Source organism: Paracidovorax citrulli, from assembly GCF_900100305.1.
Taxonomy (GTDB): Bacteria; Pseudomonadota; Gammaproteobacteria; order Burkholderiales; family Burkholderiaceae_C; genus Paracidovorax; species Paracidovorax citrulli.
In genome coordinates this window covers 60,258-74,660 of the sequence record NZ_FNEY01000005.1, presented here as the reverse complement: position 1 = coordinate 74,660, position 14,403 = coordinate 60,258, and the positions used below count along the sequence as shown (strand labels likewise).

Annotated in this window: 15 protein-coding genes and 3 pseudogenes; 12 read left to right on the top strand and 6 right to left on the bottom strand. The window is 70.7% G+C overall.

Features of this window, described 5'->3' with window-relative positions:
* Positions 1-48: 48 nt before the first annotated feature.
* Entirely contained in the window at positions 49-1,122 is a 1,074-nt protein-coding gene (cobT, locus tag BLR99_RS04980; protein ID WP_046060245.1) for a nicotinate-nucleotide--dimethylbenzimidazole phosphoribosyltransferase, read from the top strand.
* Here cobT and BLR99_RS04975 read toward each other — a convergent pair whose 3' ends face one another.
* Both BLR99_RS04975 and BLR99_RS04970 read right to left on the bottom strand, forming a co-directional pair.
* On the bottom strand, positions 1,123-1,503 hold the full coding sequence (locus BLR99_RS04975) for a hypothetical protein (protein WP_017440368.1): 381 nt from the start codon (positions 1,501-1,503) through the stop codon (positions 1,123-1,125).
* A 16-nt stretch (positions 1,504-1,519) separates the two neighbouring features.
* Entirely contained in the window at positions 1,520-2,164 is a 645-nt protein-coding gene (locus tag BLR99_RS04970; protein WP_046060244.1) for a hypothetical protein, read from the bottom strand.
* Positions 2,165-2,227: 63 nt separating this feature from the next.
* Between BLR99_RS04970 and BLR99_RS22230 the strand changes: the two are divergent.
* Both BLR99_RS22230 and BLR99_RS04960 read left to right on the top strand, forming a co-directional pair.
* A pseudogene (locus BLR99_RS22230) lies at positions 2,228-2,527 on the top strand (hypothetical protein); the annotation flags it as partial.
* Positions 2,524-2,766: pseudogene (locus tag BLR99_RS04960) on the top strand (aspartate/glutamate racemase family protein); the annotation flags it as partial. The pseudogenes BLR99_RS22230 and BLR99_RS04960, both read left to right, overlap by 4 nt.
* A gap of 347 nt (positions 2,767-3,113) precedes the next feature.
* Here the strand turns inward: BLR99_RS04960 and BLR99_RS04955 are convergent.
* Positions 3,114-4,442 (bottom strand): MFS family transporter, encoded by a 1,329-nt coding sequence (locus BLR99_RS04955; RefSeq protein WP_017439317.1) that lies wholly within the window; start codon positions 4,440-4,442, stop codon positions 3,114-3,116.
* 346 nt (positions 4,443-4,788) lie between these two features.
* Here BLR99_RS04955 and BLR99_RS04950 point away from each other — a divergent pair, with 346 nt between their 5' ends.
* The 3 genes from BLR99_RS04950 (at position 4,789) to xopE (ending at position 7,630) form a co-directional block, all read left to right on the top strand.
* Positions 4,789-5,817 (top strand): YcjF family protein, encoded by a 1,029-nt coding sequence (locus tag BLR99_RS04950; RefSeq protein ID WP_046060243.1) that lies wholly within the window; start codon positions 4,789-4,791, stop codon positions 5,815-5,817.
* Complete coding sequence (locus BLR99_RS04945; RefSeq protein ID WP_046060242.1) at positions 5,817-6,377, top strand: GNAT family N-acetyltransferase; 561 nt, start codon at positions 5,817-5,819, stop codon at positions 6,375-6,377. The genes BLR99_RS04950 and BLR99_RS04945 overlap by 1 nt, the downstream gene beginning before the upstream one ends.
* Before the next feature lie 191 nt (positions 6,378-6,568).
* Complete coding sequence (gene xopE / locus BLR99_RS23250; protein WP_046060241.1) at positions 6,569-7,630, top strand: XopE/AvrPphe family type III secretion system effector; 1,062 nt, start codon at positions 6,569-6,571, stop codon at positions 7,628-7,630.
* A gap of 324 nt (positions 7,631-7,954) precedes the next feature.
* Here xopE and nth read toward each other — a convergent pair whose 3' ends face one another.
* Positions 7,955-8,593, bottom strand: a complete 639-nt coding sequence (gene nth / locus BLR99_RS04935; RefSeq protein WP_017439002.1) for an endonuclease III — start codon at positions 8,591-8,593, stop codon at positions 7,955-7,957.
* A gap of 126 nt (positions 8,594-8,719) precedes the next feature.
* Here nth and BLR99_RS04930 point away from each other — a divergent pair, with 126 nt between their 5' ends.
* The 4 genes and pseudogenes from BLR99_RS04930 (at position 8,720) to BLR99_RS04915 (ending at position 11,740) form a co-directional block, all read left to right on the top strand.
* Positions 8,720-9,916, top strand: coding sequence for an aminotransferase-like domain-containing protein (locus BLR99_RS04930; RefSeq protein WP_046060240.1), 1,197 nt, complete (start codon positions 8,720-8,722; stop codon positions 9,914-9,916).
* Between the two features lie 3 nt (positions 9,917-9,919).
* Positions 9,920-10,144 (top strand): SlyX family protein, encoded by a 225-nt coding sequence (locus BLR99_RS04925; RefSeq protein ID WP_011794701.1) that lies wholly within the window; start codon positions 9,920-9,922, stop codon positions 10,142-10,144.
* Positions 10,145-10,255: 111 nt separating this feature from the next.
* Positions 10,256-11,253 (top strand): annotated as a pseudogene (locus tag BLR99_RS04920) (aldo/keto reductase).
* A 91-nt stretch (positions 11,254-11,344) separates the two neighbouring features.
* Positions 11,345-11,740, top strand: coding sequence for a DUF6172 family protein (locus BLR99_RS04915; RefSeq protein ID WP_046060239.1), 396 nt, complete (start codon positions 11,345-11,347; stop codon positions 11,738-11,740).
* Positions 11,741-11,792: 52 nt separating this feature from the next.
* Here BLR99_RS04915 and BLR99_RS04910 read toward each other — a convergent pair whose 3' ends face one another.
* On the bottom strand, positions 11,793-13,133 hold the full coding sequence (locus BLR99_RS04910; RefSeq protein ID WP_011794704.1) for a DEAD/DEAH box helicase: 1,341 nt from the start codon (positions 13,131-13,133) through the stop codon (positions 11,793-11,795).
* Between the two features lie 196 nt (positions 13,134-13,329).
* Between BLR99_RS04910 and BLR99_RS04905 the strand changes: the two genes are divergently transcribed.
* On the top strand, positions 13,330-13,695 hold the full coding sequence (locus BLR99_RS04905) for a translation initiation factor Sui1 (RefSeq protein WP_011794705.1): 366 nt from the start codon (positions 13,330-13,332) through the stop codon (positions 13,693-13,695).
* Between the two features lie 14 nt (positions 13,696-13,709).
* On the top strand, positions 13,710-13,931 hold the full coding sequence (locus tag BLR99_RS04900) for a DUF3820 family protein (protein WP_011794706.1): 222 nt from the start codon (positions 13,710-13,712) through the stop codon (positions 13,929-13,931).
* 24 nt (positions 13,932-13,955) lie between these two features.
* On the opposite strand, the gene BLR99_RS04895 is transcribed toward BLR99_RS04900, so the two are convergent.
* Positions 13,956-14,387, bottom strand: a complete 432-nt coding sequence (locus BLR99_RS04895) for a group III truncated hemoglobin (RefSeq protein ID WP_011794707.1) — start codon at positions 14,385-14,387, stop codon at positions 13,956-13,958.
* Positions 14,388-14,403: the final 16 nt, after the last annotated feature.

The window sequence follows — 14,403 nt, the reverse complement described above, 5'->3', positions numbered from 1 at the left end:
CGGCACCGTGCCCTGCCGCGGTGCGTTTCCTGGACTCCGAAAACCATCATGACCACGAATGACCCCACCCCGGCCGGCGCCACGGTGCGCCCGCAGGATGCAGCCCTGGCCGCGCGCCTGCGCCACCGCATGGACCACAAGACCAAACCGCTGGGCGCGCTCGGCCGGCTCGAGGCGCTGGCCGTGCGCATCGGCTGCATCCTCGGCACCGAATCGCCGGAGCTGCACGCGCCGCAGATGCTGGTCTGCGCGGCGGACCACGGCATCGCCGCGCGCGGCGTCTCGGCCTATCCCAGCGAAGTCACCGCCCAGATGGTGGAGAACTTCCTGGCGGGCGGCGCGGCGGTGAGCGTGCTCGCGCGCCAGCACGGCCTGGCGCTCACGGTGGCCGACTGCGGCGTGGCGGCATCCGTCCCACCGCGTGACGGCGCCCCGGGCATGCCGCGCCTGCTGAGCCACTGCCGGGTGGCGGCCGGCACCGCCGATGCGTCGGCAGGTCCCGCCATGACGGCGCAGCAGTGCGCGCAGGCCGTGGAGAACGGCCGCTCCATCGTCCGCTCCCTGCCGGGCAACGCGCTGCTTCTGGGTGAAATGGGTATCGGCAACACCTCGGTCGCCAGCCTGCTGCTCGCGCGCCTGTGCGGCGTCGCGCTGGAGGACTGCACCGGGGCCGGCACGGGGCTGGACGCCGACGGCATCGCGCGCAAGCGGGCCGTGCTGCGGCAGGCGCTGGAGGCCAATGCCGCCGCCACCGCGCCGCTCGACGCGCTGGCCGCCCTGGGCGGGCTGGAGGTGGCCACCCTGGCGGGCGCCGTGCTGCAGGCCGCGGCCGAGCGCCGCGTGGTGGTGGTCGATGGCTTCATCACCAGCGCCGCGGTGCTGGTGGCCAGCCGCATCGAACCGGCCGTGCTGGAATGCTGCGTGTTCTCGCACCGCTCCGGCGAGCCGGGGCATGCGCACCTGCTCGCCGCGCTGGGAGCGGAGCCGCTGCTGGACCTGGGCCTGCGCCTGGGCGAGGGTTCGGGCGCGGCGCTGGCGTGGCCGCTGCTCGTTTCCGCCTGCGCGATCCTGCGCGAGATGGCGAGCTTCGAGCAGGCCGGCGTCTCGCGCCAGCGCGACTGATCAGGCCGTGGCGCCGGTCTCGCGGCCGGCCATCTCCTGCAGCAGCGCCACCAGCGGGTCGTCCGGCAGGGGCTGGTGCGTTTCGGGGCGGCGCGGGTCCCAGCCGGGGTTGTGGCGGTTGAGCCAGGCCCCGGCGACCAACTGGCGCGCGAATTCCCGGCGGGCTTCTTCGCCGGGCGCCTCTGCCGAAGCGTGGGCTCCACCGTCCTGCGCGGCCAGCAGCGCCTGCTCCACCTCCGCCACGGCCTGGCTGAAATCGCGCAGCACGTAGCGCGCGAGCAGCGCCCGCGCGTCGAAGGGTTCGCCGGGGCTGTCCGGCGGCATCACGAAAGCGGGGAGGGCGGTGCGGGCCGGTGCGTCCGGCGTGGTGGTTGCGTCCATGGGGCGGGGCCTTTGCTCAGAAGAAGTGGGGGAAGCTCACGAAAGTGCTGAACGCGGAGAACGGGTTGAGCCGGTGCGAGAAGTAACCCAGCGCCGCCATGGGCGACATCAGCGTGGATTGCAGCATCGACGCGCCGTAGATGAAGGAGTTGAGCGACCGTCCGCCCGACGCCTCCACGCCGTGCGCTGGCGCCTGGTAGTGGAAGGCGCTGCTCTGCTGCGCCAGGTGGTGCGGGTTGAATTGCTGGAACGCCGGGAGCGCATGGCCCGCCGCGGGGTAGGCCGCGTGGCCCCCGTGGCCCATCCCGTAGTGCGGCGCGGCATAGGCGGGCGGCTGGAAGGCCTGGAAGTGCATCGGCGGCGGCGTGTGCGCGGGCGGCTGCAGGTGGGCGGCATGCCCGAAGCCATGCGCCGGCCCGTGCAGGGCTCCGGGGTGGAAGTCCCGGCTGGCATGCCCGTGCGGTGCCATGCCGGGCAGCGCGGAGCGGGGCTGGATGCCGGCGCCGCCGTGCGCGGCCTGCATGCCGCCGCGTCCGAACAGGCCGGTGCTGCTGGATAGCACGGAACGCGGCCGCTCGGGCGCGGATTCGGGGGCGAAGGTGGGTTGGCGTGCGGCGGTATGCGCCACGCCGGCGGAATGTCTGAACCGGACATCGGTCATCGAAGGCTCCAAAAGGGTCTGCAGGAGCGGCACGCCGCCCCCGTTGTACTGTTGGGCGCCATGATCGTCCAGCGGCCCTGCCCGCCGGGTGTCCGATCCGAAGCGGAGTGCCACCCCGCGAAGCGGCGGCGCAGCTCCGGCGGCGCGGCCCGCGCCAGGACCGCACCGCGTCCGGCCAGGCCCTGGCCGGCCGGCGAGGGGCCCGGCGTCCCGCGCACCCGCGTGCGGCCGGTGCTCGTGCGCCTGGCCGGCGAGCAGGTGGTCACGCTCACGCTCACGCCGCGGCGCGGCGCCTCCATCGCCCGCCCCACGGTGGACGAGGCCCGCGAGGTGTTCGAGGCCCGCCGCCTCATCGAGCCGCGCCCGACGCCGTGCTGATCGGCTGCTTCGGCGACCCGGGCCTGTTCGCGCTCCGGGAATGCAGCCCCGTGCCGGTCACCGGGCTGGCCGAAGCGTCCTTCCTGGCGGTCGCGCGCCATGGCCGCTTCGGCATCGTCACGGGCGGTGAACGTTGGGAGGCCATGCTGCTGCGGCTCGCGCAGGCATTGGGCCATGCGGACCGGCTGGCCGGTGTGCGCACCGTGGCCCCTTCGGGCGCGGAGCAAAATCCCAATGCCGTGAAGTTCTTCTCGGGGGTGATTGATGATGCTTCCTCAACGAGCGTCGCCAAGCTTTATGCGCTCTGCGGAATGAAGAAGGCTGGAGCCCGGGACTTACAGTCGTATGAGGAAAAGGTTTTGAAAGTGGGTGGCAAGGTCTCGACCATGCACGGAGATCAAATGCAAAAGGAGGAGATCGGCTTTTTCGTCCATCGCATAAGAACAGGCGGTTGCAATCAATGAACCGTTGATTGGCGGGTGGGTTTTCAGGACTTTGGCGCGGATCAGTCCGATCCGCGCTCACGGTGCCAATGCGGGGGCCGTCGCGCGCCTCGCCCCCTGCGATGGGATCAATGATCGTGGTGCAGATAGCTCGCCTGCCGCGGCAGCCGCAGGCTCACCAGGAAAGCCACGACCATCATCGCCGTCACGTACCAGAAGAACGCCGACTCGTGCCCCAGCGTCTTCAGCCCCAGCGCGACGTACTCCGCCGAGCCGCCGAAGATCGCGTTGGCCACCGCGTAGGCCAGGCCCACGCCCAGCGCGCGCACCTCGGGCGGGAACATCTCCGCCTTCACGATGCCGCTGATCGAGGTGTAGAAGCTCACGATGGCCAGCGCCACCACGATCAGCACGAAGGCCGCCACCGGGCTGGTCACGTGCTGCAGCGTGGTGAGGATCGGCACCGTGCCGATGGCGCCCAGCGCGCCGAACAGCAGCATGTTGTTGCGCCGCCCGATGCGGTCCGACAGCGCGCCGAAGAGGGGCTGCATGCACATGTAGAGGAACAGCGCGCCGGTCATCACGTAGCTGGTCGTCTTGATCGGCAGGCCCACCGTGTTCACGAGGTACTTCTGCATGTAGGTCGTGAAGGTGTAGAAGATCAGCGAGCCGCCGGCCGTGTAGCCCAGCACCGTGAAGAAGGCCGCCTTGTGGTGGCGGAACAGGCCGCCGATGGTGCCCGCGTCGTCCTTCTTCCTGTTCTCGTCGCTCTGCGTCTCGTGCAGCGTGCGGCGCAGCATCAGCGCGACCACCGCCGAGATGGCGCCGATCATGAACGGGATGCGCCAGCCCCAGGCCTTGAGCTCGGCCTCGGACAGCAGCGTCTCCAGGATCACGATCACCAGCACCGCCAGCAGTTGCCCGCCGATCAGCGTCACGTACTGGAACGACGAGAAGAAGCCGCGCTGGCCGCGCAGCGCCACCTCGCTCATGTAGGTGGCCGTGGTGCCGTATTCGCCACCCACCGACAGGCCCTGGAACAGCCGGCACACCAGCAGCAGGAAGGGCGCCCAGGCCCCGATGGCCGCATAGGTGGGCAGGCACGCGATCACCAGCGAGCCCGCGCACATCATGGTGACCGAGATCAGCATCGAGGTCTTGCGGCCGTAGCGGTCCGCGATGCGGCCGAACAGCCAGCCGCCGATGGGCCGCATGAGAAAGCCCGCGGCGAACACGCCCGCCGTGTTCAGCAGCTGGGCCGTGGGGTCCGATTTCGGGAAGAACGCCGGCGCGAAATACAGCGCCGCGAACGCATACACGTAGAAATCGAACCATTCCACGAGGTTGCCCGACGAGGCCGCCATGATCGAGAAGACCCGGTGGCGCTTCTCTTCGGCCGTGTAGGCGCGGGGTTCGGGGTGCGGCGTGCCGGCCGCTGAAGGGGTGTGCGTGCTCATGGAGAAGATGCCTTTCTGGCCGTGCGCGCCGCAGGGCCGGCACGCAGAGTGTGTGATGTTGTTTCTGGCCGGCAGGTATTGTGCGGGCGCTGCGGAAGGCTTGATGTCAGTCAACCGCCCATGCGTTCCGGCCCGGCTGCCGCGCACTGTGGTGCTATCGTCCGAGGAGCATGAATCCGCGTGAATGCGAGGGATCCCGGCCTACGCTGATTCGGCATGGGCTGCCGGCGGAGGGAACCAACGGCACCGGCTACGCTCTGTCGGGCAGGCAGCCGGTGCCCCGCCACCGCGTGGCGCGGCGGCCTGTCCCGTCACCACCCACCGTCACCGACAAGGATCCCTTCGCATGCAGCCTGAACAGACCCGCGCCGTCATGACCCTGGCCCTGATGGCCGCCTTCGCCGACGACCACAAGGACGAGCGCGAGCGGGAGCATATCCGCGAGCTGGCCCAATCCCTGGGCGCCGCCAGCGGTGCCGACCTGATGAAGACCTACCAGGACGTCTTGCTCGGCCGTGCGCGCCTGGAAGACGCCGTGGCCGCGCTCGAGACGCCCGCGCAGCGCCTGCTGGCCTTCGAGATGGCCGTGGGCGTGTGCGATGCCGACGGCGTCTGCAATGCCCAGGAAAAAGCGTTCCTGGAGCGGCTGCGCGCGGCCCTGGCCATCGCCCCGTCCGATGCCGGCGCCGTCACCGAGCAGGCCGACGCGCTGGCCGGCGCCCCTGTACGGGCCGCGCCCGTGGAGGGCGAGGACGTGCCCCCGGCCGCGCTCGCCGTCGCCGCGGCGCCCGTGGCTTCCGGCGCGGCGGCGGCATCCGCGCAAGGCGGAGCGGGCACCCCCGGCCTGCGTGCGGCCTCGGTGAGCGATGCGGAGATCGATTCCATGGTGCTCAACGCCGCCATCCTGAACGGCGCGCTGGAACTGCTGCCGCAATCCCTCGCCTCCATGGCCATCATCCCGCTGCAGACGCGGCTGGTCTATCGCATCGGCAAGGTCTATGGCTACGAGCTCGACAAGGGCCACATCACCGATTTCCTGGCCACCGTGGGCGTGGGCCTCACCTCGCAGTATGTCGAGCAGTTCGGCCGCAAGCTGGTGGGCGGCCTGCTGGGCAAGGTGATGGGCGGCCTGGGCCGCGCCGTGGGCAGCGCCGCCACCGGCTCCGCGTTCTCCTTCGCCACCACCTACGCCCTGGGCAAGGTCGCGCAGCGCTACTACGCCGGTGGCCGCACCCTGGGCACCGACGCGCTCAAGTCCGCCTTCGCCCGCACGGCCGAAGAGGCCCAGGGCCTGCAGCAACGCTACGCGCCCCAGATCCAGGAGCGCGCCCGCGGCCTGGACGTGGGCAAGCTGCTGAAGGAACTGCGGGCCTGATGGCGGGCGCCGCGGCCCCGCGCCACGCGCCGCCGCATGCCGTGCGGATCCGCCCCGCCACGTTGCAGGACGCGGCACACCTGCCGGCCATCGAGCAATCCGCGGCCGGCTTGTTCCGTGGCGCGGCCGGCCTGGAATGGCTGGCCGACAGCCCCGGCATGGCGCCGGCGGAACACGGGCGGCTCATCCTGCGGGGCGCGGTCTGGGTGGCCGAGGCAGCGCCCGGCCACCTGGCCGGCTTCCTGGATGCCGAGGTTTTCGGACAGGAATTGCATCTCTGGGAATTGTCGGTGCACACGGACTGGCAGCGCATGGGCATCGGCACGAGGCTCATCCAGGCCGCGCAGGAGCATGCCGCAACGCAGGGCCTGGCGGCGCTGACGCTGACCACCTTCGCCGACCTGCCGTGGAGCGCGCCGGCCTACGCGAGGCTGGGGTTCCGCCCGGTCTCGCCGCCCGGGCCGCGGCTGCAGGGGGTGATGGACGTGGAGGCTGCGCATGGGTTGCCGGTGGGGCGGCGGGTGGCGATGCGGTTGGGGGTCAATGGGCCTTTGATGTGAGGGCGCCCGCGCAGGCTCCCTCGCGCGCCGCATCGTGGATGGGTCGGCACTGGAAGCCGGCTTCGCTCATCTGGATCAAGCTTCGTGCAACCGGAGCCAAGCTTCTGCAGGAATGGCAAATACTCAAGAAAGCCTGCACGGCTTCGTTGAGGAGTCGCTGCAATACAAATTCGGACTGGAGTGAAGAAGAAATGGGATGCGTCTCGTCAAAACGCAGTGGTGCCTCATCGCCAACCGTTACACATAGCCGTGGTTTTGGGCTCTCGGAGCAGGCAGCAACAGGTGGTCTTCCAAGAGATCATGCTTCATCGCACCTATCGGGGTTGCCGAGGCGCAACCGGGCCGGGGCGGAGCAACTGCCTTTGCAGCCGCACCAGGTTCAGCAGGTGGCCTATCAGCTCGGCATGCGTCTCAACGGTTCGCCCATCGACAGCGCCAGAGACCGGCAGAGACTGGCCGATGCCACTGAAACGGTGCATGAAACACGGCTCGCTTTGACTCGTGGCCGCGGCAATGTAGATAGCGATCTGCGACTCAGCGGCGGACTTAGCGCTTCCTACACCGCTGTGTCCTATTGCCTGGGTGAAGGCGATGACGACGTACTGGCGGGCAGCGCGTTGGCCATGGGTGCAGGCAACTGCGACCACAATGGGGCGATCAACGTCCGCCGGCATGCGATTCGCATGGAAGATGGCGGACACATGATGACCGTGCGCGACATGGAAGAGGCACATGTCTATGCGCTCTACCAGCCGCCCGCGAGGGGAACCGGCGCGTATCATGGAGCGCCGCCCATGGTGGTTCTCGACTCGTGGAGCGATGGTCCGGCGGTGCTGCTGCGGGATTCGCACTGGGCCGAAGGCTACGGGCGGAATACTGCGGTGCTCGAACATTTCGACAAGCCCGCTGCCACCCACGCGCGGGCGCGGATGGAGGCCGTCAGGGCGCAGATCGAGGACCCGCGAACCTCGCTGCATGCCACGGCGCAGCAATGGGAAGCCGAATGTCTTCGCAATCCGACACCCGGCGCCATCTTCACTTCGATTCCGGTTATTGATCCCGCCTTGGCCGAGAGTACGCGGCAGGAGCTTGCACAGTACTCTCCACGAACCCAGCATGCGCTTGCAGCCGATGCTGCGCAGCAGGCCTACGGGCTGAGCGAAGGACCTGCCAGCACGCCGCAGCTGACGGAAGCGATCCTGGAAGACGCCATGCGCCTGGATTCACTGGACCGTCCGGCGTTGCGGTACTGAGGCCAGTTTCCCGACAGGAAATCCTGTTTGGGAAACTGGCTGGTAGGGGGCGTGGCGCAATGCTCGCGCCCGCCGGAGCGCACGCGACCCGATGCGCCGGTTCAATGCGTCGGCCTTCGTGCTGTTTCAATCCACGCGCCCGGACAGGGCGCGACAACCTCGCTGTCCACTTCCACGGGGTAGCCGCGTTCGTTTCACCCAGGAAAAATTCCCTTTGCCCCCAACCACTTGCACCCGCGCGAACCACATGCGGAGAAGCCAGTCGCCCCGGTTCGCAACGCCCGGCACAAAGAAGGAAGGAAAGAGAGGAAGCAGGGCCCGGCCTCAGGGCGCCGGCGTCTTCGGCTGGTAATCGCACCACGGTGCCACCACGCATTCCCAGCAGCGCGGCTTTCTCGCCTGGCAGACGTAGCGGCCCAGCAGGATGAGCCAGTGGTGCGAATCCACGGCATATTCGGCGGGCACGCGTTTGAGCAGCTGCATTTCCACGGCCAGCGGGTTCTTGCCGGGGGCGAGGCCGGTGCGGTTGCTCACGCGGAAGATGTGCGTGTCCACCGCCATGGTGGGCTGGCCGAAGGCCACGTTCAGCACCACGTTGGCGGTCTTGCGGCCCACGCCGGGCAGGGCTTCCAGTTCCTCGCGCGTGCGCGGCACGGTGCCGCCGTGGCGCTCCACCAGGATGCGGCACGTCTCCATCAGGTGGCGGGCCTTGCTGCGGTACAGGCCAATGGTCTTGATGTAGCCCTCCAGCCCTTCCAGCCCCAGGTCGAGGATGGCCTGCGGCGTGCCCGCCACCGGGAACAGCTTGCGCGTGGCCTTGTTCACGCCCACGTCGGTGGCCTGGGCCGACAGCAGCACGGCGGCCAGCAACTCGAAGACGGTTGTGTATTCCAGTTCGGTGTTGGGTTGGGGATTGGCGGCCTTCAGCGCGGCGAAGAAGGGTTCGATCTGCGCGGTCTTCATGGTGGTGTGGGGCGTCGTTGTCGATGCGGTTCGCCCGTGCATTGTCCCGCAGCGCACCGTACGCATGAAACATGCGCGGCCATTGGCGACAATGGGGGTCTTTCGCCAACACACCGTGAACACGCCATGCAATTCGCAGACCGCCTGAACAACGTCGAAACCTCCGCCATCCGGGAGCTGTTCAAGCTGCTGGGCAAGCCCGGCATCATCAGCTTCGCCGGCGGCTTTCCCGACAGCGCGATGTTCGACGTCGAGGGCATCCGCGAGGCGAGCGGGCGGGCGCTCGCCGAGGAGCCCGGCACGGCGCTGCAGTACGGTGCCACCGAGGGCTACAACCCGCTGCGCGAACAGCTCTCGGCCTTCATGGCCACCAAGGGCGCGCAGGGCGTGCGGCCCGAGGACCTGATCGTCACCACCGGCAGCCAGCAGGCGCTGGACCTGCTGGGCAAGACCCTCATCAGCCCCGGCGACAAGGTGATCGTGGAAGGGCCCACCTTCCTCGCCACCATCCAGTGCTTCCGCCTCTACGGCGCCGAACTGGTAAGCGCACCCGTGGACGGCCATGGTGTGGATGCCGACGCGCTCGAGCGGCTCATCGTGGAGCACCGGCCCAAGTTCGTCTATCTCATTCCCACCTTCGGCAACCCCAGCGGCGCGCTGCTGTCGCTGGAGCGCCGCCGCAGGATCCTGGAGCTGGCGGTGCGCCACCAGGTGCTGGTCGTCGAGGACGATCCCTACGGCGACCTGTATTTCGGCGAGGCGCCGCCGCCCAGCCTGCTGGCGCTGTCGGCCACGGTGCCCGGCAGCCGCGAACTGCTGGCCCACTGCGGCAGCCTCAGCAAGGTGCTGAGCCCGGGCCTGCGCGTGGGCTGGCTGATCGCGCCCGCCGAGCTGCTGGCCAAGGCCACCATGTGCAAGCAGTTCAGCGACGCGCACACCAGCACTTTCGCGCAGGCCACGGCCGCGCAGTACCTGCGTTCGGGCCGCATGCCGGCCACGCTGGCCAAGGTACGCGCCGTGTATGCCGAGCGCGCGCAGGCCATGGGCGACGCGCTGCGCCGCGAGCTGGGCGAGGCGATCGACTTCGTGCAGCCCCAGGGCGGCCTGTTCGTGTGGGCGCGGCTCACGGGGGCGGGCGGCGCGGTGGCCGACGGCAACGTGCTGGCCAAGCAGGCCATCGACAAGGGCGTGGCCTTCGTGCCGGGCACGCCGTTCTTCTGCGCGAACCCCGACCATGCCACGCTGCGCCTGTCGTTCGCGACGGCCGACGTGGACAGGATCCGCGAAGGCGTGGCGCGCCTCGGCCAGGCGCTGCGAGGCTGAGCCATGCCGGACACCGACCGCACCCCGTCCGAGCGCCTCGACGAGCTGGAGATCAAGGCCAGCTACGCCGAAGACCTGCTGGACCAGCTCAACGTCACCGTCTATCGCCAGCAGCAGCAGATCGACGCGCTGCAGCGCGCCCTGGCGGCGCTGCGGCAGCAACTGCCCGAGCCGGGTGGCACCGCGCCCGGCGGCAGCCTGCGCGACGAGATCCCGCCACACTACTGACCCCCGGCCTCCGTCGCGCGGCGGCCTTGCATTGGGCCGTGGCGGTGGAGGCGCCTCTTCTCGATATTCCCCGCGCCCTGCGGGCGCCTCATTCCCTGAAAGGCCCGCCCCATGCAATACCGCCGCCTCGGCCGCAGCAACCTGCAGGTTTCCGCCCTCTGCCTGGGCACCATGATGTTCGGCGACCAGACCGGCCGGGACGAGGCCGCGGCCGTCGTGGCCGATGCGCGCGAGCGCGGCGTGAATTTCATCGACACGGCGGACGTCTATACCAGGGGCGCCTCCGAATCGATGCTGGGCGACCTGCTGGCGGGCCAGCGGCACGACTGGGTGCTGGCCACCAAGCTGGGCAACCGGATGTCCGACCGCGTGAACGAGAGCCACTATTCCCGCACCTGGATGCTGCGCGAGGTGGAGGCCAGCCTGGCGCGCCTGCGCACCGACCATGTGGACATCCTCTACCTGCACCGCGATTTCCTGGGCATGGACCTCGAGGAGCCGCTCTTCGCCCTCGATGCGCTGCTGCGCGCGGGCAAGATCCGCTACTGGGGCGTCTCTAACTTCCGCGCGTGGCGCATCGCCGAGCTGGTGCACGGCGCCGCGCGCATCGGCATGCCCGGGCCCGTGGTCTGCCAGCCCTACTACAACCTGCTCAACCGCATGCCGGAGGTCGAGATCCTGCCGGCCTGCGCGCACCACGGCCTGGGCGTGGTGCCCTACAGCCCCATCGCGCGCGGCGTGCTCACCGGCAAGTACCTGCCGGGCGAGGCGCCCGCGGCGGCACGCGCGCCGGGCGGGGCGACAGGCGCATCGCGGAAACCGAATTCCGCCACGAATCGCTGGTGCTGGCGCAGGAACTGAAGCGGCACGCCGAGGCCCGCGGCGTGACGCTGGCCCAGTTCGCCACCGCCTGGGTATTGGCCCACCGGGCGGTCAGCGCCGTCATCGCGGGCCCGCGCACCCTGGCCCAGTGGCAGGACTACGCACCTGCGCTCGAATACACCGTCACGCCGGAAGACGAAGCCCTGGTGGATGGCATGGTGGCGCCGGGCCACCCCTCCACGCCGGGCTACACCGACCCGGCCTATCCCGCACCGCCGCGCGTTTAGAGCCGCGCCGGGCCACCGCGAAGCTTTTCCATTCGTCGCGCGTTGCTATTGAAATCATAGTGCCCAGGCGCGGGCAGGTTACGATGGGCGCATGCGAAAGACCTATGTGCTCCATATCGACGGCAAGAACCGCTACCGGCTGCTGGACGCGGCCCGCCACGACATCCACCGCTACCTGCGCCGCGAGCGCCGCCGCGCGCTGCCCGAGGGCGCGCGCTACTGGGACTTCGACTGCCGCTTCGGCCGCACGCAGGACGATGCGCGCAGCGTGCAGGTGGAAGACATCACCCGCCTGATCGACGGCGTGGCGCAGTCCGGCGATGCGCAGTTCTACGTGGAGATCGTCGCCAAGCCCGGCGAAGGCATGCCCCGCAAGCCGGCCGCGCGGCCGGCGGACTCCGGCGGCGACGGCCCGCATGCCGAGGACGGCGACGGTGCCGACGGCGGCGCGGATGGTTCGGATGGCGGAGGCGACGGCGGGGACTGACGCCACCTGAACGGCGGCCCGCCGGCTCTGCCCGCCGGCCTGTCGCCCGGTCTCAATCCACTGTGGGGTTCCCGGTGCCGCCGGCCTGCGCGGCGGCCGCCGCAGCAGCGGCCCGCAGCTTGTCCTTCTTGCTCGGGCGCCGCCCCTTGATGCCGCCCGTGCCCGGCGGCAGCTTGCCGGGGCGCGCGGGCGCATCCTCTGTGGCGCCGGTCTCCTGCGCAGCGGGCGCGAGCGCCACCTCGAATCCCGCGACCTGCTCCACCGGCAGCGCCTGCAGGCCGTGCCGCCGGGCGAGCAGCCGCCAGTGGGGCGCGGCCTCGGGGGTGACGAAGCTGACCGCCACGCCGCTGGCGCCGGCACGCCCCGTGCGGCCGATGCGGTGCACGTAGTCGGCCGCGGCGCGGGGCAGGTCGTAGTTGACGACGGCCGGCAGCCCGGCGATGTCGATGCCGCGCGCGGCCAGGTCGGTGGTCACCAGCACCTGCCAGCGTTCGTCGCGGAATTCCTGCAGCACCTGCCGGCGCGTGCCCTGGCTCAGGCCGCCGTGGAAGGGCGATGCGTAGATGCCGGACTGGTAGAGCTTTTCCGCGACATGCTCGGCCGCGTACTGGGTGGCCACGAACACCAGCACCCGCGTCCAGCCGGGCTCCTGCGTGAGCAACTGCTTCAGCAGCTGGGTGCGGCGCGGTGCTTCCACCGCGATGGCGCGCTGGGCGATGTCGGGCGCCGTGCCGGGCGCTCCGGCGATTTCGATGCGCAGCGGATCGCGCAACAGGCCCTCGGCCAGCCGGGCCACGCCCGGCTCGAAGGTGGCGGAAAACAGCAGGTTCTGGCGCTGCGCCGGCAGCAATGCGAGCACGCGCTGCAGCTCTTCGGCGAATCCCAGGTCCAGCAGCCGGTCGGCCTCGTCCAGCACCAGCGCCCGCACCTGCGAGAGCGACAGGGCGTTGTGCTCCACGAGGTCCAGCAGCCGGCCCGGCGTGGCCACCACCGCGTCCGCGCCGCCGCGCAGGGCCATCAACTGCGGGTTGATGGACACCCCGCCGCACGCGATCGCGATCTTCAGCCGCGGCCCGGGCAGATGGCCCGCCAGGTCGCGCAGCACCTCGCCCACCTGGGCGGCCAGTTCGCGCGTGGGCACCAGCACCAGGGCGCCCGGGCGCCGCGGCCCGGGGCGGGCGCCGGCCTGCTGCGCTTGCGGCAGGAGCCGCTGCAGCAGCGGCAGGCCGAAGGCGGCCGTCTTGCCCGAGCCCGTTTGCGCGCGGCCCAGCACGTCGCCCCCGTCCAGCACGGCGGGAATGGCCTGCGCCTGGATGGGCGTGGGCGTGTCGAAGCCCAGGGCACCGGCGGCGTGGACGAGGGCGGGCGAGAGGCCGAGGGCGGCAAAGGGCATGGCGGGCGGGAGGGCAGGGGGCCGGGGCATGGAAGACGCAGCGGCCATGGAACAACAACGGGAAAACAAGAGGGAGCGCGGGGGCGCTCCCCGCGGATTGTGCGGCACCGCCGCATGCCCCGGATAATCGCGCCATGCCCAGTCCTGCCGCCACCTCCGCGTCCGCCCCCGCCGCCGGCCTCCACCGGAGCCTTCCATGCGCCTGAGCGACCTGGGCGGCCTCGTCTATTCGACCGAATCCGGCCGCATGTGCCCCGCGTGCCGCCAGCCGGTCGCGCAATGCGCCTGCGCCGCCGCGCGCGCGGCAGCGGTGCCGGCGGGCGACGGCATCGTGCGCGTCTCCCGCGAGACCAAGGGCCGGGGCGGCAAGGCGGTGACCGTGGTGAAGGGCGTGGCGCTGCCCGCGGCCGAGCTGGCCCAGCTGGGCAAGCAGCTCAAGGCCGCCTGCGGCACGGGCGGCACCGCCAAGGACGGCGTGATCGAAGTGCAGGGCGACCATGTGGAGCGCGTCATGCAGGCGCTCCAGGCGCTGGGCCACAAGGTCAGGCGCGCGGGCGGGTGAGGGGGAGTACGGCCATGGACCCGGCACAGCTCGAGCGGCTCGTCACGGTGGTCATGCCCTACGGCAAGCACAAGGGCACGGCGATCGCCGACCTGCCCGGCAACTACCTCAACTGGTTCGCCCGCGAGGGCTTCCCGCCCGGCGACATCGGCCGCCTGCTGGCGCTGATGCACGAGATCGACCACAACGGCCTCTCGCACCTGCTGGTACCGCTGCGCGCCGCCCGCAAGGGTTGACAGGGCCGGCCGGCCATGGCGGGCTCAGTGCCCGTGGCCGGCGGGTTCCGCGAAATCCGGCAGCCGCCCCATCAGGGCGCGGAACAGGTTGCGCGCCACGCCATGCGCCGCCTGCTGCAGGTCGTGCGCGACGTCCGGCGCGAAGCGGCGCTCCGTGTGCTGCTTCCACAGCCCCACCCAGGCCGCGAAATGCGCGGGCGTCACGCCCTGCAGGGCCATGTGGCGCTTTTGCACATTGCCGCGGTAGCTCCGCGCGCCCAGCGCCACCGTGGCCCAGAAATCCACCATGCGCGCCAGGTGCGGCTCCCACCGGTCCCCCAGAGCCTCCTCGAAGACCGGGCCGAGCAGCGGATGGGCGCGCACGTCCGCATAGAACCCGTGGACGAGCGCGGCGATGGCGCCGTGGTCCAGCGGGGACGGGGCGATGGTGTCGGGAAGAGGGGCTTGGTCGGGCATGGCAAGGTGTGGATTG